The sequence below is a fragment of the Microcoleus sp. Pol10D4 genome (assembly GCF_036701555.1).
Classification (GTDB): Bacteria; Cyanobacteriota; Cyanobacteriia; order Cyanobacteriales; family Microcoleaceae; genus Microcoleus.
This window is the reverse complement of sequence record NZ_JAUBRA010000007.1, coordinates 64,053-85,567: the sequence shown is the minus strand read 5'-3', so window position 1 is coordinate 85,567 and position 21,515 is coordinate 64,053. Positions and strand designations below refer to the sequence as shown.

Sequence of the window (21,515 nt, the reverse complement as noted above, 5' to 3'; positions counted from 1 at the left end):
CGAATACAGCCGTGAAACCCTTTGTCGCATCTGGTAGACCGCCGGGAGAAACTGTTTGCTCGCTTCACCATCAGGAACACTTGCTGCTGTGACCACCACAGCACTAAGCCGAAGCTATCAACGGCAGTGTCGCGTTTTCGCCCCGCATGGAGGCCTTGTCAAACCCCACACTCGGATGAACCATCGTTGCAATGGCAACTGTTTAAACCTGGTTCTTGATGGATGACGCGTCCAGGACAGATTTAAAAAGCAGTCCTCTGTGTTTGCGCGAAGGAGGAGATCGAGGGCATTGCAGTTTGTCCTATCTGGGGAATACGGGGTAAAGTAGCGTTAGGAAAGATTTATCCATACTTTGACTAACTGTGCTACTTTCATTGTTAGCTGTAAACCATCATGCGGGAAATCTGCCAGAGCGTGGAAACCATATTTCAACTGCTGTTAGACGAACTTAAAAAGTCCACTCGCGCGTCTGAGCAGAACTGCCAAGATGTAGCAGGGCGCCTCGCAGCAGAAGTCAACAGGATATGCACAGAAAGCCAGCGGATTCAATCCTCCGGAGATATAGAAGGTTCAGCCCAGAGCCTCGCTCAGCACCGCTTGCAACAATGCCTCCACTATTACAATTTAGGCTCCGGGCCCGGGCGAGTAGAATTGCACAGTACCCTCAGCGCGATCGTCTATCGCTACATCACCCCTCCGCAGGTGCAGTCTAGCTATCAGGCGCGAGTAGAACTGATCAAAGATTTTTTGCAAGGGTTTTATCTCGAAGCTTTAAAGGCATTCCGGCGCGAAACCCAACTACCACCCACCTACAGTCCCCGCACTCGCTTAGAACTAGCAGAGTACATGGCCTTTGTAGAGCGTTTCGGCAAGCGGCGCATTCCTTTACCTCGGAACCGCAGCCAGCAACTAATTATTTTACGGGCCCAAACCTTTTCCCAGCAGCAGCCCAAAGAAACCTCCGTAGATATGGAACAAGCCGCCGACGGAGGGGCTTCAGATTCCGACCAAACTTGGAACGACACCTCGGTGCACTCCGTGCGGGAAGCGATGGCCGGACAGGGTTCGGCGGCAATTCGTCCCGTAGGCGACGAGTCAGAATCTCTGCGGCAAAACGTGATTGAGGAATTAGTGGCTTACTTGAAAGAGCGCAACCAACAAGACTGCGCCGATTACTTCGTGCTGCGCTTGCAAGACTTGCCGACTAATGAAATAGAGTCGCTTCTGGGCATAACTCCCCGCCAAAGAGACTATTTGCAGCAGCGCTTCAAGTACCATTTGCTCAGGTTCGCCATGTCGCATCGTTGGGAACTCGTTCACCAGTGGCTGGAAGCAGACTTAGATCGAAATCTGGGTTTGTTGCCTTCTCAGTGGCAGGCTTTTGGCGAGCAAATTGGCCCAGAGGGACAGCGTTTGCTAAAGTTGAAGCAACAAGGTCTGTCAGAGTCAGCGATCGCGCAAACCCTCGGCAGCACGGTAGCCCAGGTACAGAAACGGTGGTTTAAATTGCTGGAACTTGCCTGGGAATTGCGAAATCGTTCAGATTCCGGAGAAGGGGCATCTAGTGATGAATAACGAAACGAACAGGGATGCAGAGGCTTTCGATCGCCATTTTTTAGACTGGATATTGCAGGCGCCGATCGCGAATACCTCTAACGAAGATGAGGAAAACCTCAATCCATCCCCTCGCTCAGAAGAGTGGGGCGACACAGAAGACAATTCCGGGGTGGAATATTGGGAATGGGACGAACCAGACCCGCTGGACTATCAAGTGGGGGCGCACAGCAATGCACCCGCACAACCGCAGACAATTGGAGAAATACCGACCGTGCAAGACCGTTTTCAGACCTTGTTAAAAGAAAGGCTTAGAGCCGAAATTGAATCCAACCCGCCGCTGTTCCCCTGGGAAACAGAATTCAAAAGCTACGACCACGATTACCCAGACGATGTAGCCCCGCAATGGGTTCCCCCCCTACACATCTGGACTCCCCAACTGCAAAATATCAGGTGGGGCCGCCTGCCAATTCCGATCGCCCAAGGGGTTTTTGCTCAACTGCTAGAACCTTGTCAGGAACTGGTAATGTCGTCGCTGCGGCAAGGCTCGAAGTTAGTTCGCGCTGTAGATAGCTTATTTCCGGGCCAGTCTCAGGAACTCAACGAATTAGCTGGTTTAGTGCTCAGAGGTTCTTTGCGGGGACTTCTAGATTTAGAAGATTTCCCGAATTACGAAGCCGCGAGTACCGATCAACAAATGGTGCTGTCGTTGTTGGCAGCCAAGGAAATCATTGAGTCTCTAACTTTGGATTGTCCTGTGAATCAGCCACCGGTTTTCCGGGAGTGGCTGACTGGTTTGGGTTCGCTGACTCTGGAGGCTCAATACCTGTCGAACCGCAACAGAGAACAGCCCATGCCTTGTTTAAGAGTTGAGTGCCAATTTCCGGGGGCAGGAAGTTTGGAACTCAAGGGAGGAGATGCCGAAGCAACTGCACATCGTCCAAATTCCGGGCATTTAAGTGTTGAGTTGTTTGACCCACAACCGAACAAGACTTATGCCCTAGAAGTTCGATTCCAAAACTTCGAGACTAGACCTTTGATGTTTGCTATTCGTCCAATTTGGACAGGACAAGATAGCAACTAGAAAGGTCTAATTAGAGTAAATAATTTAGGTTTTTACTCTCTGGTTTGACCTCACACAAAAACAGATGCAATTCCTCGACTGCTGTCGTGGAAAGTGAAAAAGTTTAGATCTTAGTTCAAGCCCCCAGATTCATCTGTGGAGTCAATCTAAAATCTAATGACAGAAAAATAAGATTTAGATATTAGTTGGAATCCAGATTTATCTGTGGATTTAATCTAAAATCTAAAATCTAGAATTGTTTGACAGGGAAATAAGATTGAGAGATTAGTTAAAACCCAGATTTATCTGTGGATTTAATCTAAAATCTAAAATCGTTTGACAGGGAAATAAGATTGAGAGATTAGGTAAAATCCAGATTTATCTGTGGATTTAATCTAAAATCTAAAATCTAAAATCTAAAATAGTTGGATGGGTGCACATGACAACTGATAACCTGCGAAATATACCTGTTTTGGGTAAGCTGTGGGAGCAGATTGAGGCCATGCCTCCGCCGGTGATTGAGGATTCTTTACTGCTGCGAATCCTAGTTCAGTTGTTGGTAATTGTGGGAATTGTAGCTACTGACGTTGCTGCTGAAGAAGCCCAGAACCTGTGGGCTGTGCCTGTTAGTATTGTGGGAGCAACTTGGAGTTGGTACCGCCGCCGCGATCGCAATGTAGCTGCTAAGTTCTGCATAGCTATTGGAATGCTGGTGGCGCTGTTCGCTTTTTTTAGCCGCTTGGTGGGAGAATTGAACGATACGCGGTTAGTTTTGGCGCAACTGTTAATCCAACTTCAAGTGCTGCACAGTTTCGATTTGCCCCGCCGCAAGGATTTGGGCTATTCGATGGTAATCGGGCTAATTTTGTTAGGGGTGGCAGCGACTCTCAGCCAAACCTTGACTTTTGGGCCGCTGTTGTTGGTGTTTTTGGCTTTAGCGCTTCCGACTTTGGTTTTGGATTATCGATCGCGCTTGGGATTTTTGAAGCCAGAGGCCCTTGGCCAAAAAGCACAAGGTAAAGGGAAAAATGAAAGCCTGTCGCTATTTGCTGCGACTTTATCCCCAAAGAATTTTGCTTGGCTGCTGCTGATAACTGTCGGGTTGGGGCTGACTATTTTTGCGTTTTTGCCACGCCTCCCTGGCTATCAGTTACGGACTTTTCCTGTGAGTGCTCCTATTCAATATCAGGGGGAGTTTGACTCGCGCAGCATTCTGAATCCAGGGTATGTCAGAGGGGGAAATGAAAAAGGAACTGGCGGAGGAAGGGGGAGAAACCCAGACTCTGGGCCAGGAGAGGTGGACTCTACTTTTTATTACGGTTTCAACCAGCGAATTAATCAAAATTTGCGGGGGGAAATGAAACCTCAAGTGGTGATGCGGGTACGATCGCAGGCTGCGGGTTTTTGGCGAGTATTAGGCTTCGACAAATACACCGGTCAGGGTTGGGAAATTTCTCGCAACGAACAAGCTCAAAAGCTGACTAGACCTAGGTGGTCCTATCAATTTTATCTGAATCCGTTTCCCAATGCGCCTCGCACTCAAGAGGTGATTCAAAGTTATACTATTCTTGCTCCCTTGCCGAATTTGATTCCGGCTTTAAACAAGCCGAAGGAGCTTTATTTTCCGAGCCCTGATGTGGCCCTTGATGCGGAGGGGGGTTTGCGAGCGCCTGCAGAATTGGGAGAGGGTGTGACTTATACGGTGATTTCTAATGTGCCTTTTCGCGATCGAGCTTTGTTGGGTAAAAGTGGTACTAATTACCCGAAAAATATTCGCAATTTCTATTTGGATGTGCCGCCGGAAATTGTCGCAAAGGTGCGGGCAAAAACTGAGGAAATATTGCTAGCAAGGACGAGAGTAGCTAAGTCTGATAGAGCGATCGATTCTCCTTACGAAAAAGCTTTGTATTTGGCTCAATATTTAAAGCAAAATCCGAATTACAAAATAGAAAAAGCTTTGCCTTACTTAGAAGAAGGTGAAGATTTAGTCCAGGCTTTTCTGTTTGGCTACAAAAACACCCAGGCTGGCAAAAAAGTTACAGGTGGATATCCAGACCACTTTTCGACGGTACTGACAATTATGCTGAGGTCGATCGGGATTCCGGCGCGGCTGGTGGGCGGTTTCGATACGGGAGAATTCAACCCGTTTACTGGTTACTATGTTGTGAAAAATACCGACGCTTTTTTGATGACGGAGGTATATTTTCCCAATAATGGCTGGTTTGCTTTCAATCCGATTCCCGGTTATCCGCTGATTCCGGCTTCGGTGGAAGACAACCAGACTTTTAGTGCGCTGGAATCGTTTTGGAAGTGGATCGCGGGGTGGCTACCGACTCCTCTCAGAAGCGGGCTGGATTCAGTTATAGGTTTTCTAATTGGCTGGATAAGTTTGATTGTGGGCTGGTTTCTGGGACAGTTTGCTAAGGGTTGGGTGGGGTTATTTACTGGTTTGATTGCTGCGATCGGCTTTGGCTTTATTGTCTGGTTAATTTGGCAAGTGTGGCGCAAGTGGCGCCACCGCCGCTGGCTGGCGAAGTTGCCGCCGGTGGAGGGGGTTTATCAGGAAATGCTGAAGGATTTGGCGAGTAGGGGTTTTGTGAAACCTCGCGCTCAAACGCCTTTGGAGTATGCTGAGGCAATGCGCGGGAATCATGCAACTGATGAAGCTGAGGTGATTGATGAAGTTTCGCAAGCTTACGTGCGCTGGAAGTATGGCGGGGAATCGGGTAATTTGAACCAGTTGCGGCAGTTGGTGGAAAATTTGAGGCGATCGCACTTGAAGAAACTCAAAAAGTTAAGATAAAAATCGGCGATGGAAAGAGACTGCTGGCGAAGTAAAAATGGTAAAACTAAACATCCCATAATCATACAAAAAAACTCTGATGAGCCAGAGGGAAAAAGAGCAGAAAAACTAGAGACACGGGTCAAGCCAATCGTAATGTTACGGCAAAACGCCCACATTCTTGAAATATTCATAGCTGTAGCAGTCACAATATGCTGTAGACGAGTTTTGGCAAGACCCCTGTAATATCAAATCCGGCTGCGCTGGAATGATCTCAAATCCGCGCTTCATCGTCGGGCGTAAAGTCGAATCAAGCTGGCAACAAATAATTCGTGCAATTTTCATTTTTCTGACTCACAGTCAACAGTCAACCATCACGAGCGGTGCAACCGGAATCGACATAACACCCATCTCTTGTGAAATTTATCCGGCTTTAAAAAATTTAGAAATTCTTAAATTTTTGATTTAATCTGCTTAATTGGGGTTAAAGTTAAGAATTTTAAGAAGGTTTTTTTAGTTATTTAGTAATGCACAAATCCACTTTTTTACTTTTTATTCAAATTAATTTAGATGCGTTTACCCTGTACCTGCACGCGGGGAAAAAATCCGGTTTCTGCGTGAATATCTCAAGGGATTATCCACGATTTTTCCTAGAAACCGGGTTTTTTAGGTTGATAGTGCGTAAGTGTTGTTAAGCAAACTTAATCTTCAAATAATCATCCTCCATTTTCGCCCCCGAAGGTTGCAGCGCCGCTAAAGCTTGCGGCAACACCAAATTACGGCGGTGATTGCCAATCCGAACATTCAACTCATCTCCAGTTTTGCTCAACTGGATCTGATCCTTAGCAATTCCGGGCAAATACAGTTCAAGACTATATTGGTTGTTTTCCTGCACGATGTTAATCGTATTTTCTTTGTAATAAACTTGACTAGGGTCTTCGTCTTTGTAAAGCGTTTCTTTCAAGCGTTCCAAAGCTACCAAACCGCCCGCACAATTGGCAGGATTGACGGCGCTACAATCATCAAATTTCAGGCTCGCTAACCTCAAATCTTCTATTTATTTTATCCCGATTTTGACACTAACCCGCATCCAGCCCTTCACAATTATAGGCACATAGATTCGCGCGACCTTTCTGTGAGCTATCAAGACTATTCTGATGTGTATAATCCACCAAGTTTAGCAAGAAAAGAAGCTTTTGTTACTGCTAGTTATCCCCATTATGACAAGTTTGCGAAACTCACCCGCCAAGAAGAAAAGTTAGATATTATCGATCGTGGCGCAGTTAAAAAATATCGGGAATGGATGAAGTGTTTGGAGGAAAATTGCATTAAAATTAAGGATCATAAGTTGTTTTGGCGATCGAATGCTGACCCAGAAAGGTTGAAAATGCTGGAAAAAGCAGTGTCGGAACGCCAGCAGAAAAAAACTGAGCTGAATCCAGGAAATATTGCACAAACCGCAGAGGACGCAGAGGAGGGAAAAGAAGATGGAAAAAAGGTTCAGATTGAAGCAGTTGAGCGTGGTTAGAATTGCTATAATCACCTGAGCGATCGTTAGAGTAGATAAAAAGTAGCAGGGAAAGAGAGTCAGCACCCCGCTTTAATTTTAGGCATTAAAACCGCTATCTCACTTTCCTCTGAGTTCTCCTATAGACTGAGTTTCCAGCTTCGGATGTTTTCTCATGAAAATAATTTGGGAAAGAATTGATAATTGGCTGGCAGCCAATGCACCTCAAGTGCTCAAAAGTCTCAGACCGGGCGCTAATGATGAGGAGATTTATCGGGCAGAAGCATTCTTTGGTGTAGAGTTTCCCGAAGATTTCAAGCTGTCTTACCGCGTGCATAACGGTCAGGATGAAGAATCTTATTCCCTGTTCCCCAACTTGGAGTTCCTCTCTATCCAAAGCGCGATCGAAATATCTGAAAAATGGCAGAATTGTTCAGACGATAATTTTAGGTGCGATGGTGACGACATTTTTGAAGGAATCTGGAACGGTTGGTGGAAGCCGAATTGGATTCCATTCACAAACGAAAGCAATGGTGCTTGCGAATGCGTAGATTTAGCCCCAGCAGCAGGCGGAAATGTTGGACAAGTCATTATTGTTGAGTGGCAGGAACCTACTAGAGGGCTTATTGCACCTAATTTTCGAGTTTATTTGGAGACCTTTGCAGATGCACTAGAACGAGGAGAATATCGGTTCTCTGAGGATGGTTATGGGTTAGTGGATCTAGTGGACTTTGAAATATTGATGCAGAAACATAATTGAAAGGCCCCAATAAGCAGCACAGGCTGTGGCAGTAGTTTGAAAACGATCGTTTTTTGTGAATAACGTATTGACATTGTAAATACATTTTACCTATACTAGGGAGCATGAATGTATACTTCGTGCTCAATGGCATTACCTTTGTATGGGACGAGGGAAAAGCGCGGATAAATCCCACGAATCATGATGGGGTTACTTTTCAACAAGCTGCTGAATCCTTCTTTGACCCATTTCTAGTTGTCGTTGATGCCAGCCGCAATGAGGAAGCGCGTGAGGCTGTGATTGGGCTAGATAGTCGGTGGAATCTACTGTATGTGGTTCACATTGAGCGTGAAGAAAATGTCATTCGGATTATTTCAGCACGTAAAGCAACTCGTCAGGAGAGGGCAGAGTATGAAGGTTGAAGCATTAAAGCAGCGATTAAACCGCAACCGTCCAATGACTAGCGTGACGATTCGTATGCCCGAAGATGTTGTGGAAGATTTAAAAAAAGTTGCACCATTGTTGGGTTTTTCTGGTTATCAGCCATTAATTCGTGCTTATATCGGTCAAGGTTTGCGCGTTGATTTAGAACGATTTGAGAGCGAGACAGTAACAGCCTTAGTAGCAAGTTTGAAGCGTCGAGGTGTCAGCGATGCAGTGATTGATGAGGCATTAAACGAAGTCCTTCGTGCTGAGTCCTGTTAATTGTCTCTAGCCAGCAGCATCTCATATCAAATCCGTTGACATCGGAATTATTCATCTCTCTCTTCTGCAGACTCTGCGCCCTCTGCGCCCTCTGCGGTTAAATCATTCCGGTACAATCGGAATTGATACCATTACAAAAGTCACTGTCTCATAAACGCAGACCCAACCATCCTACTTTTGACAAAGCAGTTCGCCTCGGACAAGAATGGCGTAAGTCTGCTGAATAGCTCAATACCTGCACGCGGGCAAAAAATCCGGTTTCTGCGTGAATATCTCAAGGGATTATCCACGATTTTTCCTAGAAACCGGGTTTTTTAGGTTGATAGTGCGTAAGTGTTGTTAAGCAAACTTAATCTTCAAATAATCATCCTCCATTTTCGCCCCCGAAGGTTGCAGCGCCGCTAAAGCTTGCGGCAACACCAAATTACGGCGGTGATTGCCAATCCGAACATTCAACTCATCTCCAGTTTTGCTCAACTGGATCTGATCCTTAGCAATTCCGGGCAAATACAGTTCAAGACTATATTGATTGTTTTCCTGCACGATCTTAATCGTATTTTCTTTGTAATAAACTTGACTTGGGTCTTCGTCTTTGTAAAGCGTTTCTTTCAACCGTTCCAAAGCGGCCAAACCGCACATTTCTTCAGAATAAAGTGGCACTTCCTTAACTGGCAGTGGCATGAAATCTGAGTGAATTTCCTGACGGTACTGTTCCTGGCTTTCTTTCCACCGTTTGAAAAATGGGTCAGTTACTTCTGCGGGAATAATCCGGTTAGCTACTACTAAATCTGTGGCTACATTGTACAAACTCAAATAGGCATGAGCGCGCAGAGACTCTTTAATTACCATTTTTTCGGGATTGGTAACTAACCTTACCGAAGTCACAGTATTGTCAGTTAAAACCTTTTCCAAAGCTTCGATTTGTTCGTAAAATTCGTAAGGTGCATCCATCACCTCTTTGTCTGGTAAAGAAAAACCCGCAATTGGTCTAAAAATAGGTTCAACTAAAGGTCGAAGGGCGGCTGATATGCCTTGCAGCGGCTTGTAAAATTTTCTCATGTACCAACCGCCAACTTCCGGCAAACTTAGCAGTCTCAATGCTGTGCCCGTCGGAGCAGAATCGATAATTAAAACATCAAATTCGCCTTCGTCGTAATGCCGCTTCATTCGCACTAAACCGAAGATTTCATCCATTCCTGGCAAGATGGCTAATTCTTCAGCTTGCACCCCTTCGAGTCCCTGCGCTCGCAAGACTTGAGTAATGTAGCGCTTAACGGCTCCCCAATTGCCTTCTAATTCCCTGAGAGCGTCTAATTCGGCTCCCCACAAATTCGGTTTCACCAGCCGCGAATCGTGTCCCAGTTCCATGTCGAAGCTGTCGGCTAAGGAGTGAGCGGGATCTGTGCTCAGCACTAGGGTTTTGTATCCCAATTCGGCACACCGCAGCCCCGTCGCAGCGGCTACGGAGGTTTTGCCGACGCCGCCTTTTCCGGTCATTAATATTAAGCGCATTGATTGTTTAGCTCGCCTGAAAATTCTTTACTTCTTTATTGTAACGTTATGTAACAGAGATTAATTTAGTGGGGGAATTAATTTTGGCGACAAGCAGCCGCTGAACCCAGCACATTTCCCGTGATCCAGGAAATTGCTGCCATGTCAAGATTAGTTCAAATTACTTATCTCAGATATCAATTGCAACAAATAAAAATCCATCAGCGTTCATCTGTGTTGATCTGCTAACATCTGCGGTTAAAAAAGGGAGCTCGCTCTTGAAACACTATTTTTTATTGTTAAAAAACCTAAAAAAAATTCTCAAATATTAGTTTTCCGAGGAAATACAAGCTGTTTGAGTACATCCAACCGCGAACAGTCCCAATAATCGATGTGAGAAACAATTAAACCGTCGCTGTTGACTTTCAGTTCACTTCTACCGGCGATCGCCATTTTAGGTTTCCAAGGTAGCGGTGCGCTCCAGCTCAGAGTCCAGCGAGTGTCTATAGTATCTCCCGACTGCGAAATGTTGTGCAAGTCGAGATTTACATCCTGAAAAAAAGTCCCCATAAACCCGATCATTTTGCGGTAGCGATCGACTCCTGTAAATCGATTCACTGGGTCTTCAAAATAAACATCTTTTGCATAGATGCTGTAAGTCTGATTATCGGGAAATCTTTGATAATCGTCTTTGATAATTTCAAGAATGTCCATTTCGAGCGATCGTTATTCTTCTATTATTAGAATAGAATTTTAACACAATATATCAAAAATTTGCAATTTTCGTCCAAATTGTGATAGTATATCGGGTTATTTCCTGCCTTGCAAACTTTCAACTTAACATCACAACTATGATTGACCTCTACACTTTTACCACCCCCAACGGTCGCAAAGTCTCGATCATGCTCGAAGAGATAGGTTTACCCTACAACGTGCACGTCATCGACATCACAAAAAACGACCAATTTAGCCCAGAATTCATTGCAATCAACCCCAACAGCAAAATTCCGGCGATAGTCGATCGAGATAACGGCATCACCGTCTTCGAGTCTGGCGCTATTCTGATGTATCTTGCCGAAAAAAGCGGCAGATTTCTGCCCACAGACAAACAAAAATACTTTCAAGTTATAGAGTGGCTGATGTTTCAAATGGCCAGCGTCGGCCCGATGTTTGGTCAGCTAAACCACTTCAAACGCTTTGCACCCGAACAAATTCCCTATGCTATCGGGCGCTACGAAAAAGAAACCTTGCGTCTCTACGGAGTATTAGACACTCAATTAGCAAAATATGAATACATCTGCGGCGACTATTCGATCGCCGATATTGCTACCTATCCCTGGGTTGCCATTTACGAATTTCAAGGATTAACCCTCGACAACCACCCCCACCTCAAACGTTGGGTAGAAACTTTGCAGAAGCGTCCCGCCGTTGAGCGCGGAATGGCTGTTCCATCATTATAAACCGCGCATCTAAATTGTATTTTCGGGTGGGCGGGACACCCCACAAAGCAAGTTTACTGGTTGTGGAACGGGCTTCTAGCCCGTTCAAAAAAAGCCCTCAAACTCAATCGGCGAAATGCTTAATAATCGCCTCAGCAAACTCCGAACACTTCAACTCAGGCACCGGCGGCTCCATCAACCTCGCCAAATCATAAGTAACTTCACCGTTAGAAATTGCCGCTCCCAAACCCTTCTTAATCAGGTCTGCTGCTTCCTGCCATCCCATGTATTCTAACATCATCACCCCGGACAAAATCAGGGAACCGGGATTGACTTTATCCAAACCAGCGTGTTTCGGTGCAGTGCCGTGAGTTGCCTCAAAAACTGCACATTTATCACCAATATTCGCGCCTGGGCCCATGCCCAAACCGCCAACAATGGCGGCGGCCGCATCGGACAAATAATCCCCGTTCAGATTCATTGTCGCCAAAATCGAATACTCGGCCGGTCGGGTTTGAATTTGTTGAAAAATACTGTCAGCAATTCGGTCGTTGACCATGATTTTTTCTTTCCACTGGCCGCTGCCGTGACTGTCCCAAATTGCAAACAGAACGTCGGCTACTTCTTGACGAATTTTGGCTTGTTTTTCTGGGGTCAAAGCATCGTATCCTGGGTCTATTTGGCGAGCATTATCTTCTAAGCTAATGTCGGGATTTTTTTCTTTGTTTCCCAGAATCCAAGACTCTCTTTCCGTTACGCACTGTTGGCGAAATTCGGTGGTTGCTAATTCATAACCCCAATCTCGGAAAGCTCCTTCTGTATATTTCATGATGTTGCCTTTGTGCACCAAAGTCACTTGCTGCTTATCTTTCGGCAACCGTAAAGCGTGGGTAATGGCGCGCCGTACTAAACGCTGAGAACCTGTTTTGCTAATGGGTTTAATTCCGATTCCAGAATCGAGACGAATTTGTTTTTTGCCATGTTCTGGTGTTGCAGGAATTAACTCATTATTGAGGAATTCAATCAATTTTTTGCCGATTTCGCTGCCTTTAGCCCATTCAATTCCGAGGTAAATATCTTCTGTATTTTCCCGGTAAATAATTACATCTAGGAGTTCAGGAGTTTTGTGTAGCGATGGTGTTCCAGCATAATATTTGCAGGGCCGCACGCAGGCGTAAAGGTCAAATATTTGCCGCAAAGCTACGTTTAGCGATCGAATTCCGCCCCCGATTGGGGTTGTCAGTGGCCCTTTGATGGCGACTCCGTATTCTTTAATCGCGTCTAAGGAATCCTGGGGCAGATATTGGTAAGTACCGTAGACATCGCAGGCTTCGTCGCCTACATAGATTTTAAACCAGTTGATTTTTCGATCGCCACCGTAAGCCTTGTCTACCGCAGCATCCATGACTTTCTGGGATGCAGGCCACAAGTCAACGCCCGTACCGTCGCCGCGAATGAAGGGAATAATTGGGTCATTGGGGACGATCGGCGAACCGTCTTTGAAAGTAATTTTAGAACCTGTTGTTGGGGCTACAATTTTTTCGTACATATCTTAACAGCGCGGATAGGAATGTTCCCTATTTTGCCACGATTGTCTGCCTAAACCTCAATCAATCCTAAAGATTTGTATGAATTTTTGATAAATTGATTTTTAACCCCAGATAACAGCAGATAAACGCAGATGTTTTTGGGGATGTCTGCATTTATCTAAAATTTTATTCTTTTTGCATATTCTTCTTCACAATCCACAAAATACACCAGATGACTATAATCACCACAACTATTTTGGAAACCGGGCCCAGATAATCATCTACAAGTGTATAATTTTCCCCTAGTTTATATCCGGCAAAAGTCAGGAAACTTACCCATAAAAGAGTGCCACCTGTTGAGTATAGTAAAAAAGGAATTAAAGGCATATTATTGATGCCAGCGGGCAGGGAAATCAGGGTGCGAACTCCCGGTACGAGGCGACACAAAAACACGGCTTTGTTGCCGTGTCTGTTAAACCATCTATTTGCTTTGTCAATATCGGCGCCCGATACTGTGATCCACTTGCCGTATTTGTCGGCTAAATTCCTCAAGCGTTCTTCGCTCAATAATTTACCCGCATAGTACCAGGGAAGCGCCCCCACCACTGTACCGATTACTCCTGCTGCGATCGCCGGTGAAAACTCCATTCCGCCCTTGAATACCGTGAATCCTGCCAGTGGCATAATCAATTCTGAGGGTATGGGCGGGAAAAGATTTTCTAAAAACATCAACAGGCCAATTCCGAGATAGCCCATCGACTGCATTGTGTTAGTTATCCATTCAACCATTTTGATTTAATAATTTGGTAAGAAGAAGTCAGTAGTCATTAGTCATTAGTCATTAGTCCTCGCTCGTTCCTAGGCTCTGTCTGGCAACACATATCTAGAGGCTCTGCCTCGACTCCCCATGAGGGAGGCAGAGCCTCCTTGTATTGATTCCCCGGCACAGCGGGGGAACGATAAACGATGATTAAGTGCCCGAAGTCCAAGAGTTTGTGTACTCAATTTGTTCGGCAGTCAAGGTATCAATGTGAATACCCATTGCTTCCAATTTGAGACGGGCAATTTCTTTGTCAACTTCCACGGGAATTGAGTGAATACCAGGCTCTAGTTTGCCTTTGTTCGTAACTAGATATTCGCAGGCTAAAGCTTGGTTAGCAAAGCTCATATCCATCACGGCGCTGGGGTGTCCTTCGGCGGCTGCCAAGTTAATCAAACGACCTTCGCCCAACACAATAATCGACTTGCCATTATTGAGGTGATATTCTTGAGTGAAAGACCGGACTGTTTTCACGTCGGTGCTTTTTGCGCCGAGGGATTTGAGGTCAATTTCAATGTCGAAGTGACCGGAATTGCAAACAATTGCGCCGTCTTTCATTGTCTCGAAATGTTCGGCACGAATGACGTGTTTGTTGCCCGTAACAGTAATGAATATATCTCCGACTGTTGCTGCTTCGTCCATCGGCATGACGCGGAAACCGTCCATCACTGCTTCGATCGCCCGAATCGGATCAATTTCGGTGACAATTACGTTAGCACCCATACCACGGGCGCGCAGTGCCGTGCCTTTGCCGCACCAACCGTAACCTGCAACCACAATATTTTTACCGGCTAACAAAATATTAGTAGCGCGGATAATGCCGTCTAGGGTAGATTGACCGGTACCGTAGCGGTTGTCAAAGAAGTGCTTGGTGTCGGCGTCGTTGACGTTCATTGCGGGGAAAGTCAGCACGCCGTCTTTCAACATGGCCCGCAGGCGCACGATGCCTGTGGTAGTTTCTTCGGTAGTTCCGATTAAGTCGGAAATTTGGTTCGGGCGGTGCTGGATTAGTGCGGCTACCACGTCGCTGCCGTCGTCGATGATAATATTGGGGCGGTGGTCTAGGGCTGTGTAGACGTGACGTTCGTAGGTAGCCGCGTCTTCTCCTTTCAGGGCGAAGACGGAAATGCCGTAGTCTTCAACTAAGCAAGCCGCTACGTCATCTTGAGTGCTCAGGGGGTTGCTGGCGATCAGTACGGCGTCGCCACCGCCGAGTTTGATGGCGATAGCCAAATGAGCAGTTTCTGTGGTTACGTGGCAGCAAGCAGCCAAGCGAATGCCAGCGAAAGGCTTTTCTTTAGCGAAGCGTTCTTGAATTTGCCGCAAAACGGGCATTTCCCGGCCGGCCCACTCGATGCGTTGCTTTCCCAAGGGGGCGAGGGACAAGTCTTTGACTTCGTGTTTAATCTTGACGGATGTAGCAACCATGTATGTTATTTCTCAGAAATCATCAAACTTTGTTAGTTTTAGCAGATTAACCCATCGGCGGGCAAGTGCTGTGATTTTACTCGATCGGGGTCGGCGCTGCTAATCTTAAATTTTGATTGTGTTTTAATGATTAGCGAACGAGTCGATGGAGTCACCTGCACAGCCAGAGTCAAACATTCCTGTCTGGCGATCAATCTCAATCTTTTGTGTTAGCGTGGCATTCTTCAATTATTTGACCGAAAGCATCCAGGATACAAGCCCCCGAATTGATCCGTGGGGTCAAGGCTTCAATCGAAAATCTAAAATCTAAAATCTAAAATCGATTGACACTCTCACTTGGGCTGCTGGCAGTTTAAGCGCCTGCGTAATTGCGTTCCCAGCTTGGCGGCCTGCAGATATGATCAGTTGGTTAGGACTTGGTTCAGTAGGGATTTGTTTCGCGTTCCAAGACATCTTAAAATACTTTTTAGCGGAATTTTTTTTGCTGTTGCACGAATCGTTTCAAGGGGGCGATCGGATAATTGTAGAAGGCTTTGAAGGTACTGTTGAAAAGATTTTGTGGCGTTCAACTCAAATTATTATTGATCGGGGAGAACGAGTTATCATGCCGAAGGCGATCGTATTTACCAATTCAGTGCGGGCAAGCTAATCCGCATTGAAATTGCATAGTCAAATAAATTTTTACTTGTGTGGGGAGTAGGGATTGGGCAGGATAACCCGCCCTCAATATACAATTTAAATGCACAACAGCTTACTAATAAGCCTGATCCAGAGGCGAACTAACTTGCCTTTAAATTTAGCCTATGATGTTGATACTTCAGGCTTTAAGGATGGTTCTTTGCATCTTATTGTCCGCTATTGGACGCTGCGCGAACAAGCACAGGTGCGACGGACAAACACCAGGGCTGTGCTGGCGATTAAAGTAGCGTGCATCCGGGGGGACATTAAAATTACTCAACCGGTACTGGTGACTTTGTACGATCGAACAATTTACCGTGAGTTTTGAATTTTGAGTTGGGATAGGGAGAGAGTGGCAGAGTGGGAGAGTTGGAAAAATCTTCTTGCTTCACGCTTGACTTCTTCACGCTTGACTTCTTCCCTCCACACCCATGCGTTAACTCCGTTACATCCCGTACGCTGCTGCGTGGCCGAACTTCCCTCTGATATCAAATCCGCGCTTCATCGTGGGGCGTAAAATCGAGTCAACATCCAACACTCAACCATCATTCAGTTTGGCGACCCCTCCTTCTACAGTCAACAGTCAACAGTCAACAGTCAACAGTCAACAGTCAACAGTCAACAGTCAACAATCATGAGGAGTGCAACCAGAATTGATATGACTTCTCCCTTCTGACTTTTCAAATCAAGCAAAAGGCGAGCCGATTTCTCATTAGCGCGCCTCCTAATTGAATTTTATTTTGTCAAACGTCATTGATGAGATTGTTCCGGTTGAAAAAAATCATGAAGTCGTCTTGCTAGCGCGGCGACGGCGTGCTGCAACCAAACCACCCAAACCGAGAGCCAAACCAGTCATTGTCATTGGTTCGGGAACTGCTTCTGCGCTCACTGTGAAGTCTTGGAAGTCTTTGTCGTTTCCGCCACCGCGATCGTCGAAGGAGATTAGTGTGCCTCCATTAAACAGAGAACCTGTTGCATTTGTGAAGTCTCCGGCAGCTTGGAAGACGTTCGTGGTTTCTTTGTCGAGCGCGCTCCACAGTTCCCCTTGCCCGCCAAACACCGCTTGCTGGCTGCCACTGTTCAAGGCTGAGGTCGAGTAGACACTGCCGTTGCCGCCGCTGTTGAGTCCCAAAGTATAAATTTGATTGGCCAGGAATGTGAATACTGCCGAGCCAGAACCCAGGACTGTATTGCCCAGAGTTCCTTTCCATTCGTTTTCCCACTGGTTGTCTGAGGATTTAGTTTCCGAAAACAGGGTGTTAACTAGAGTGGCAGCCGAGTCCTTCACGGTGTAGATGCCCAAAGAGGAGGTATACCCACCGTGAGATTCTTTGAAGTTAAACTTGACGCTTGTATCTTGGCTGAATGTTATGCCGTTGGTACCAAAGGAGAAGGCTTGAGCTGGAGCTCCGGCGCCAAACAGAGCTGTGGCGGCGGCGGTAGCTGTGAGGGCGGATAAGAGTTTGGTATTCATAACCTGTTCCTTTTGTGCGATGGTCTTAATATTTTCATTATGCGATACTTTGTTTGTATTTGGTTCACTTTAGGTGAATTTTGACATATTCTTTATCAAGCCTTTACATAACCTTCACAAATGCTATCGATCGCATCTATCTGCGGGCGATCGCTCCCTCATAATACCCACTAAATAATTATAAATATTGTGGCTTGAAACCTTGCATTCGCGGGCATGGAGCGCGGGCCCGTCAAAGTGATTTGGATCGGGCTTAGGCTAATTTTTTATTATATTCTCAAGTCTCAATACTCAATAGCGAACACTTAAGTATAAATACGGTAATATTCGTGGGTACTGATAGTTCCAGAAGTTTTCTATTAGCCAGAAACTGGCAATATTTGTTTTTTGGGGCTTGTGTAGGGGAGTTAAAGTAGTTTATCTATCGGGTAAATTACGTACAAAATGCGATCGTTGGGTCTACGTATTTTGGTTGAATTAAATAGAGCCCCTGGCGTGAGATATCCCAAAGATGCGATCGAGGAGATGCAATTTCCGCAGATTGAAGCGGTAAAAGACCGGATTGCCTCTCAACAAAGATTGTATAGAGAAGCTCTGGGTAAGTCCTTGGTTCCCATCGCCCGCATCAAAACAAACCGCTGTAGCGTTCCTCTGCCCAAGGTTCGCCCCGCTTGTGGTAGCCGTTGCGTTCCCAAAAACCGAGTTCTTCGGTTTCTGTAAACTCCAGGCCGTTAATCCATTTAGCGCTTTTCCAAGCGTACAAGTGGGGAACTACCAGCCGCATCGGGCCGCCGTGGTCTGCGGATAGAGGTTCGCCAAAGACGGTGTGGGCGAAAAAGTTTTCTTCTCGGAGGAAGTCGGCGATCGCAATGTTAGTGGTGTAGCCGCCGTAGCAGTGTTCCAGGACGTGCAAAGCTTTCGGATCGACTTCTATGTAGTTCATAAAATCTGTGACTTTGACTCCCGTCCACTGCACGTCGAGTTTTGACCACCGAGTGACGCAGTGAAAATCCGCAGTAAAGTTACTTTGGGGCATGGCCTGGAAGTCCGACCAAGTGAAGGTTTTTGGTTCTGCCAATCCCCAGACTTTAAATTCCCAACTCTCTATGCTGACGGAGGGTGTATCGCCGTAGGTCAGGACAGGAAAGCCGTTGGCGAGGTATTGACCCGGGGGGACGCGATCGCTGTTTTCTGATTCTGGCTTGCGAAAAAATTTGCCCAGCATTGATTCACGCTCTACAGTAACTGACTGCAATCCTCACTATAACTTGCAGACATGGGTGCATTGCAATTCATCTCAAGGTAGAAAGCTTTCAGGACTTCTGCCGAAATAAAAATTCCACAATCCTGCCTGATGCCAACCTACTTATGCCTTCTGAGAGAGGCTAAGCTAAAAATCACAAAATATATCACCCCAGAGTATGAATTACCTAACCTTAAATTTTATCGCAATTGATGGTACACTTCTGAATCTTTGATGTATTGTAACAATATGCTCAGATGCCATATGTAAAAAACATTGATGGGGTAAAAATCATGATCACAAGTTGCTTGATTCCTTTGACGGTCTGCTTGGTTGCTTGGTGGGTGACTGCCGGGACTGACAACAGAACGCTAGACGGAATTCCGGCTCCGATAGCTGCAATTATTGGAGTGTGTTCGTTAATTTGGTTTGTGGCGGCGTGTCCTTGGCCTGTTGAACTCGCTCTAGTTTTGGCGGTGGTGGTTTTTGGCAAAGCTTATTTGCAAAAAATCTTGAAAGTGGGCTGAATTTTCAAGGCTAGCGCTCCTATGATTTGCGGGAGCGCGATGATCGAGTGCTGCTACTTTGTTAAAATTTTTCGCGATTTGTCTGGCTAGGTTCTCAGAGGGAGTCGCAAAGACGGAACCAACCCTAGAATTGGTGAAATTCAATTTACATATTTCAGTTAAAAATTAGAACATACATATTGACAGAGAAACCCGGTTTATCTTAGATAAACCGGGTTTGTGAGGGTCTGAAATTTTCACACATCCCGCAAGAATTGCTTAGGACTTAGACACTCGGAACCCAAGAAACCGGGTTTCAGAGTCCAGGAGTGTTGGTGTATGTGCGTAAAATGGCGAGCTGTTAAATTGGCAAGCGATTGATATCTTTATTAGAACCAATTACTACCATCGCGTCGCCCTTTCTCAAGCGTTCGCTTGGCTCCGGATTAATCTCGAACTTTTCGGCGCGGCCGACTGCTAGCAAGTTCAAACCATACCTGCGCCGGAGTTCCAATTCGGAGATGGTTTTACCGTCAAACTTTTCAGGAACGAGCAACTCAACGATGCTGTGAGCTGGGTCGAGGTCAAAGCGTTCTAAAATGCTGGGTTTTGTAAGAAGGCGGGCCAAAGAGCAGCCCATTTCTCGTTCTGGAAAAACTACATGATCTGCGCCGACTTTTTTCAACAGTTTTAAGTGAGTTTCCGAAGAAGCTTTGGCTATTACGTGACTTACCCCGCCTTCCTTAAGATTTAGGGTGGTGGTAATGCTTTCTGCTAGGTAATTGCCGATCGCCACAATCACTGTTTCAAACTCAAATATACCAGCTTCCCCAAGAGCGCTAGGCTCAGTAGAATCTAACTGCACAACGTGAGCAGCAATACGATCGTTCAAAGCTTGAGTTACTTTTTTTTCATCGGTGTCAATTCCCAGGACTTCGTAACCCAAACCGTGCAGAGTAGAACACACAGCTTTGCCGAAGCGTCCCAAACCAATAACTGCAAACTGCTTGTTGTCGGCGCGCAAAGTGCGAAAAAAATTTAAAGATGACAGGTTCACTGAATATCCAGCGCTGAGCGTCTTGCTGTTTAAATTTTAGCAGAGACAGCGCCGCCTCCTTTTGATTTTTGGGTAAGTAGTAAAAGTTGATTTGGGTTGTCACCCATTGTTTAGATTATCAGCAACGAGGCAGAATTTTTTATCCCACTAACAAACTTTCCTCGGCATACTTAAAAGACCTGGGTTTTGGATCGCCGAAGGCAGCACTCATCAGCAGCAACACGCCAACCCGACCTATGTACATTGTAGCAATCAAAACTAGCTTACCGATCGCTGAAAGCGTGGGTGTAATCCCAGTCGAAAGACCGACCGTAGCAAAAGCTGAAACTGCTTCTAACAGCGCTGCGATAAATTCTACTTGGGGATTGGTCACCTCGATTAAAATTGCAGATGTGAACGCGACCAACAGGGAACCGAAGACTACGCTAATGGTTTTCAGAATCATTGCTGGCGGGATTTGACGCTGATAGCACTCCACATCTTCCTGGCCTTCGATAACTGCTGTGGTACAGCAAAACAATAGCCTAAAAGTTGTGGTTTTGATTCCGCCACCCGTGCTGCCGGGACTGGCGCCGACAAACATCAGCGCGATAGTCAGAAATAGCGAGGCTTCGCTCATTTGGCCAATGCTAATTGTATTGAACCCCGCCGTGCGGGGAGTAACAGATTGAAACCAAGCTGCCATCACCTTTTGAGGAAAATTTAGAGCGCCGAAAGTGTTTGGGTTGTCGTATTCGAGCACCAAAAAGGCTAGCGTTCCTAAAATTAAAAGAACGGCAGTTGTACTGGTAACGACTTTGAAATTTAGGGAAAAAACTGTGCAGATAGGGCTTTTATTGAACCGATCGCGCAGCCACAGGTACATTTCCATAATTACTTGATAGCCAATTCCCCCAAATATGATTAAACCGCTGACTGTGAAGTTAACCATAGGCGAATTGATGTAGCCGATCAAATTATCTGAATAGATGCTAAAACCGGCGTTGTTAAACGAATTAACGCTGTGAAATATAGCAGACCACACACCCTCTTTAAATCCGTATTGGGGGACGAAAACCGTCATCAGCAAAAACACTCCTGTTAATTCCAACAAAAGCGTTGTTGCTAGAATTGACTGCACGAGTTGTACTACGCCGGCTAGCCCGGATTTGTCGAGAGATTGTTGCAGGGCAACTTTGTCTTTCAAGCCAAAGCGGCGGCCCAATAATAGCAGCAAGAAAGTCGTGGCTGTCATGTAGCCCAAGCCTCCTATTTGCACCAGTAAAACTAGGCACAGTTGCCCCCAAAAAGAGTAATATTTTCCTACATCCACAACCGACAATCCCGTGACGCAGACAGCGGAAGTAGAGGTAAACAGTGCTGTTATTGGATCGCTCCAAGTTCCATCAATTGTGGAAAAGGGCATCATCAGCAATAGAGTACCTGCGAGGATGACAGCGAGAAAGCCCAAAGCAATGGTTCGCGAGACAGTCATTCGATTTTAGATTTTAGATTTTAGAT

20 protein-coding genes and 1 pseudogene are annotated in these 21,515 nt (G+C 45.9%); 11 read left to right on the top strand and 10 right to left on the bottom strand.

The genetic code is table 11. The annotated features are described in order from the left end of the window. Positions 1 to 393 precede the first annotated feature (393 nt). The 3 genes from hetZ (at position 394) to QUA36_RS06135 (ending at position 5,420) form a co-directional block, all read left to right on the top strand. Positions 394 to 1,575 (top strand): heterocyst differentiation protein HetZ, encoded by a 1,182-nt coding sequence (hetZ, locus tag QUA36_RS06145; protein WP_333162949.1) that lies wholly within the window; start codon positions 394 to 396, stop codon positions 1,573 to 1,575. Then, positions 1,568 to 2,638 carry a hypothetical protein gene (locus QUA36_RS06140; RefSeq protein ID WP_333162946.1) on the top strand — a complete coding sequence of 357 codons (1,071 nt, stop codon included), beginning with the start codon at positions 1,568 to 1,570 and terminating at the stop codon, positions 2,636 to 2,638. Before hetZ ends, QUA36_RS06140 begins: the two co-directional genes overlap by 8 nt. Positions 2,639 to 3,056: 418 nt before the next feature. Next, positions 3,057 to 5,420 carry a transglutaminaseTgpA domain-containing protein gene (locus QUA36_RS06135; protein WP_333456160.1) on the top strand — a complete coding sequence of 788 codons (2,364 nt, stop codon included), beginning with the start codon at positions 3,057 to 3,059 and terminating at the stop codon, positions 5,418 to 5,420. 670 nt (positions 5,421 to 6,090) lie between these two features. On the opposite strand, the pseudogene QUA36_RS06130 reads toward QUA36_RS06135, so the two are convergent. Further along, a pseudogene (locus QUA36_RS06130) lies at positions 6,091 to 6,384 on the bottom strand (ArsA family ATPase); the annotation flags it as partial. Between the two features lie 174 nt (positions 6,385 to 6,558). On the opposite strand from QUA36_RS06130, the gene QUA36_RS06125 reads away from it, so the two are divergent. The 4 genes from QUA36_RS06125 (at position 6,559) to QUA36_RS06110 (ending at position 8,350) form a co-directional block, all read left to right on the top strand. Beyond that, positions 6,559 to 6,927: a hypothetical protein gene (locus QUA36_RS06125; RefSeq protein WP_333456158.1), complete on the top strand. Its 369-nt coding sequence runs from the start codon at positions 6,559 to 6,561 to the stop codon at positions 6,925 to 6,927. 154 nt (positions 6,928 to 7,081) lie between these two features. Then, positions 7,082 to 7,666: an SMI1/KNR4 family protein gene (locus QUA36_RS06120; RefSeq protein ID WP_333456156.1), complete on the top strand. Its 585-nt coding sequence runs from the start codon at positions 7,082 to 7,084 to the stop codon at positions 7,664 to 7,666. Between the two features lie 104 nt (positions 7,667 to 7,770). Continuing rightward, positions 7,771 to 8,067 (top strand): BrnT family toxin, encoded by a 297-nt coding sequence (locus tag QUA36_RS06115; RefSeq protein WP_333162936.1) that lies wholly within the window; start codon positions 7,771 to 7,773, stop codon positions 8,065 to 8,067. Beyond that, positions 8,057 to 8,350, top strand: coding sequence for a hypothetical protein (locus tag QUA36_RS06110; protein ID WP_333123183.1), 294 nt, complete (start codon positions 8,057 to 8,059; stop codon positions 8,348 to 8,350). The genes QUA36_RS06115 and QUA36_RS06110 overlap by 11 nt, the downstream gene beginning before the upstream one ends. A 339-nt stretch (positions 8,351 to 8,689) precedes the next feature. On the opposite strand, the gene QUA36_RS06105 is transcribed toward QUA36_RS06110, so the two are convergent. Both QUA36_RS06105 and QUA36_RS06100 read right to left on the bottom strand, forming a co-directional pair. Then, a complete protein-coding gene (locus tag QUA36_RS06105; protein ID WP_172188640.1) occupies positions 8,690 to 9,862 on the bottom strand; it encodes a TRC40/GET3/ArsA family transport-energizing ATPase in 1,173 nt (390 codons plus the stop codon). A gap of 300 nt (positions 9,863 to 10,162) precedes the next feature. After that, positions 10,163 to 10,555, bottom strand: coding sequence for a DUF2358 domain-containing protein (locus QUA36_RS06100; RefSeq protein ID WP_333456154.1), 393 nt, complete (start codon positions 10,553 to 10,555; stop codon positions 10,163 to 10,165). Between the two features lie 137 nt (positions 10,556 to 10,692). Between QUA36_RS06100 and QUA36_RS06095 the strand changes: the two genes are divergently transcribed. Next, on the top strand, positions 10,693 to 11,301 hold the full coding sequence (locus QUA36_RS06095; protein ID WP_333162932.1) for a glutathione S-transferase N-terminal domain-containing protein: 609 nt from the start codon (positions 10,693 to 10,695) through the stop codon (positions 11,299 to 11,301). Positions 11,302 to 11,404: 103 nt separating this feature from the next. Here the strand turns inward: QUA36_RS06095 and QUA36_RS06090 are convergent, their stop codons facing one another. The 3 genes from QUA36_RS06090 to ahcY form a co-directional block, all read right to left on the bottom strand. After that, the gene (locus QUA36_RS06090) at positions 11,405 to 12,829 is read right to left on the bottom strand and encodes an NADP-dependent isocitrate dehydrogenase (protein WP_333456152.1); all 1,425 of its coding nucleotides are present in this window, start codon (positions 12,827 to 12,829) and stop codon (positions 11,405 to 11,407) included. A 166-nt stretch (positions 12,830 to 12,995) separates the two neighbouring features. Continuing rightward, positions 12,996 to 13,598 carry a DedA family protein gene (locus QUA36_RS06085; protein WP_333162929.1) on the bottom strand — a complete coding sequence of 201 codons (603 nt, stop codon included), beginning with the start codon at positions 13,596 to 13,598 and terminating at the stop codon, positions 12,996 to 12,998. Positions 13,599 to 13,779: 181 nt separating this feature from the next. Continuing rightward, entirely contained in the window at positions 13,780 to 15,057 is a 1,278-nt protein-coding gene (gene ahcY / locus QUA36_RS06080) for an adenosylhomocysteinase (protein WP_333047387.1), read from the bottom strand. A gap of 397 nt (positions 15,058 to 15,454) precedes the next feature. On the opposite strand from ahcY, the gene QUA36_RS06075 reads away from it, so the two are divergent. Together QUA36_RS06075 and QUA36_RS06070 are read left to right on the top strand one after the other, a co-directional pair. After that, positions 15,455 to 15,706 (top strand): mechanosensitive ion channel domain-containing protein, encoded by a 252-nt coding sequence (locus QUA36_RS06075; protein ID WP_333456151.1) that lies wholly within the window; start codon positions 15,455 to 15,457, stop codon positions 15,704 to 15,706. A 90-nt stretch (positions 15,707 to 15,796) separates the two neighbouring features. Further along, on the top strand, positions 15,797 to 16,063 hold the full coding sequence (locus tag QUA36_RS06070) for a hypothetical protein (protein WP_333454688.1): 267 nt from the start codon (positions 15,797 to 15,799) through the stop codon (positions 16,061 to 16,063). A gap of 453 nt (positions 16,064 to 16,516) precedes the next feature. Here the strand turns inward: QUA36_RS06070 and QUA36_RS06065 are convergent, their stop codons facing one another. Then, positions 16,517 to 17,209: a PEP-CTERM sorting domain-containing protein gene (locus tag QUA36_RS06065; protein WP_333456149.1), complete on the bottom strand. Its 693-nt coding sequence runs from the start codon at positions 17,207 to 17,209 to the stop codon at positions 16,517 to 16,519. A 625-nt stretch (positions 17,210 to 17,834) separates the two neighbouring features. Beyond that, entirely contained in the window at positions 17,835 to 18,434 is a 600-nt protein-coding gene (locus QUA36_RS06060) for a sulfite oxidase-like oxidoreductase (RefSeq protein ID WP_333456147.1), read from the bottom strand. Positions 18,435 to 18,745: 311 nt separating this feature from the next. Between QUA36_RS06060 and QUA36_RS06055 the strand changes: the two genes are divergently transcribed. Beyond that, positions 18,746 to 18,979 carry a hypothetical protein gene (locus QUA36_RS06055; RefSeq protein ID WP_333165369.1) on the top strand — a complete coding sequence of 78 codons (234 nt, stop codon included), beginning with the start codon at positions 18,746 to 18,748 and terminating at the stop codon, positions 18,977 to 18,979. A 340-nt stretch (positions 18,980 to 19,319) separates the two neighbouring features. On the opposite strand, the gene QUA36_RS06050 is transcribed toward QUA36_RS06055, so the two are convergent. After that, positions 19,320 to 20,015, bottom strand: coding sequence for a TrkA family potassium uptake protein (locus QUA36_RS06050; protein WP_333456145.1), 696 nt, complete (start codon positions 20,013 to 20,015; stop codon positions 19,320 to 19,322). Positions 20,016 to 20,154: 139 nt separating this feature from the next. Then, positions 20,155 to 21,489, bottom strand: a complete 1,335-nt coding sequence (locus QUA36_RS06045; protein ID WP_333456143.1) for a TrkH family potassium uptake protein — start codon at positions 21,487 to 21,489, stop codon at positions 20,155 to 20,157. Positions 21,490 to 21,515: the final 26 nt, after the last annotated feature.

What these genes read in the sequence shown, in the direction of transcription:
- QUA36_RS06055 (WP_333165369.1), top strand. Translation starts at nt 18,746, where the DNA reads ATGATCACAAGTTGCTTGATTCCTTTGACGGTCTGCTTGGTTGCTTGG.
- QUA36_RS06105 (WP_172188640.1), bottom strand. Translation starts at nt 9,862, where the DNA reads ATGCGCTTAATATTAATGACCGGAAAAGGCGGCGTCGGCAAAACCTCC.
- QUA36_RS06085 (WP_333162929.1), bottom strand. Translation starts at nt 13,598, where the DNA reads ATGGTTGAATGGATAACTAACACAATGCAGTCGATGGGCTATCTCGGA.
- QUA36_RS06075 (WP_333456151.1), top strand. Translation starts at nt 15,455, where the DNA reads ATGATCAGTTGGTTAGGACTTGGTTCAGTAGGGATTTGTTTCGCGTTC.
- ahcY (WP_333047387.1), bottom strand. Translation starts at nt 15,057, where the DNA reads ATGGTTGCTACATCCGTCAAGATTAAACACGAAGTCAAAGACTTGTCC.
- QUA36_RS06135 (WP_333456160.1), top strand. Translation starts at nt 3,057, where the DNA reads ATGACAACTGATAACCTGCGAAATATACCTGTTTTGGGTAAGCTGTGG.
- QUA36_RS06070 (WP_333454688.1), top strand. Translation starts at nt 15,797, where the DNA reads ATGCACAACAGCTTACTAATAAGCCTGATCCAGAGGCGAACTAACTTG.
- QUA36_RS06060 (WP_333456147.1), bottom strand. Translation starts at nt 18,434, where the DNA reads ATGCTGGGCAAATTTTTTCGCAAGCCAGAATCAGAAAACAGCGATCGC.
- QUA36_RS06120 (WP_333456156.1), top strand. Translation starts at nt 7,082, where the DNA reads ATGAAAATAATTTGGGAAAGAATTGATAATTGGCTGGCAGCCAATGCA.
- QUA36_RS06110 (WP_333123183.1), top strand. Translation starts at nt 8,057, where the DNA reads ATGAAGGTTGAAGCATTAAAGCAGCGATTAAACCGCAACCGTCCAATG.
- QUA36_RS06065 (WP_333456149.1), bottom strand. Translation starts at nt 17,209, where the DNA reads ATGAATACCAAACTCTTATCCGCCCTCACAGCTACCGCCGCCGCCACA.
- QUA36_RS06095 (WP_333162932.1), top strand. Translation starts at nt 10,693, where the DNA reads ATGATTGACCTCTACACTTTTACCACCCCCAACGGTCGCAAAGTCTCG.
- hetZ (WP_333162949.1), top strand. Translation starts at nt 394, where the DNA reads ATGCGGGAAATCTGCCAGAGCGTGGAAACCATATTTCAACTGCTGTTA.
- QUA36_RS06115 (WP_333162936.1), top strand. Translation starts at nt 7,771, where the DNA reads ATGAATGTATACTTCGTGCTCAATGGCATTACCTTTGTATGGGACGAG.
- QUA36_RS06045 (WP_333456143.1), bottom strand. Translation starts at nt 21,489, where the DNA reads ATGACTGTCTCGCGAACCATTGCTTTGGGCTTTCTCGCTGTCATCCTC.
- QUA36_RS06100 (WP_333456154.1), bottom strand. Translation starts at nt 10,555, where the DNA reads ATGGACATTCTTGAAATTATCAAAGACGATTATCAAAGATTTCCCGAT.
- QUA36_RS06140 (WP_333162946.1), top strand. Translation starts at nt 1,568, where the DNA reads ATGAATAACGAAACGAACAGGGATGCAGAGGCTTTCGATCGCCATTTT.
- QUA36_RS06090 (WP_333456152.1), bottom strand. Translation starts at nt 12,829, where the DNA reads ATGTACGAAAAAATTGTAGCCCCAACAACAGGTTCTAAAATTACTTTC.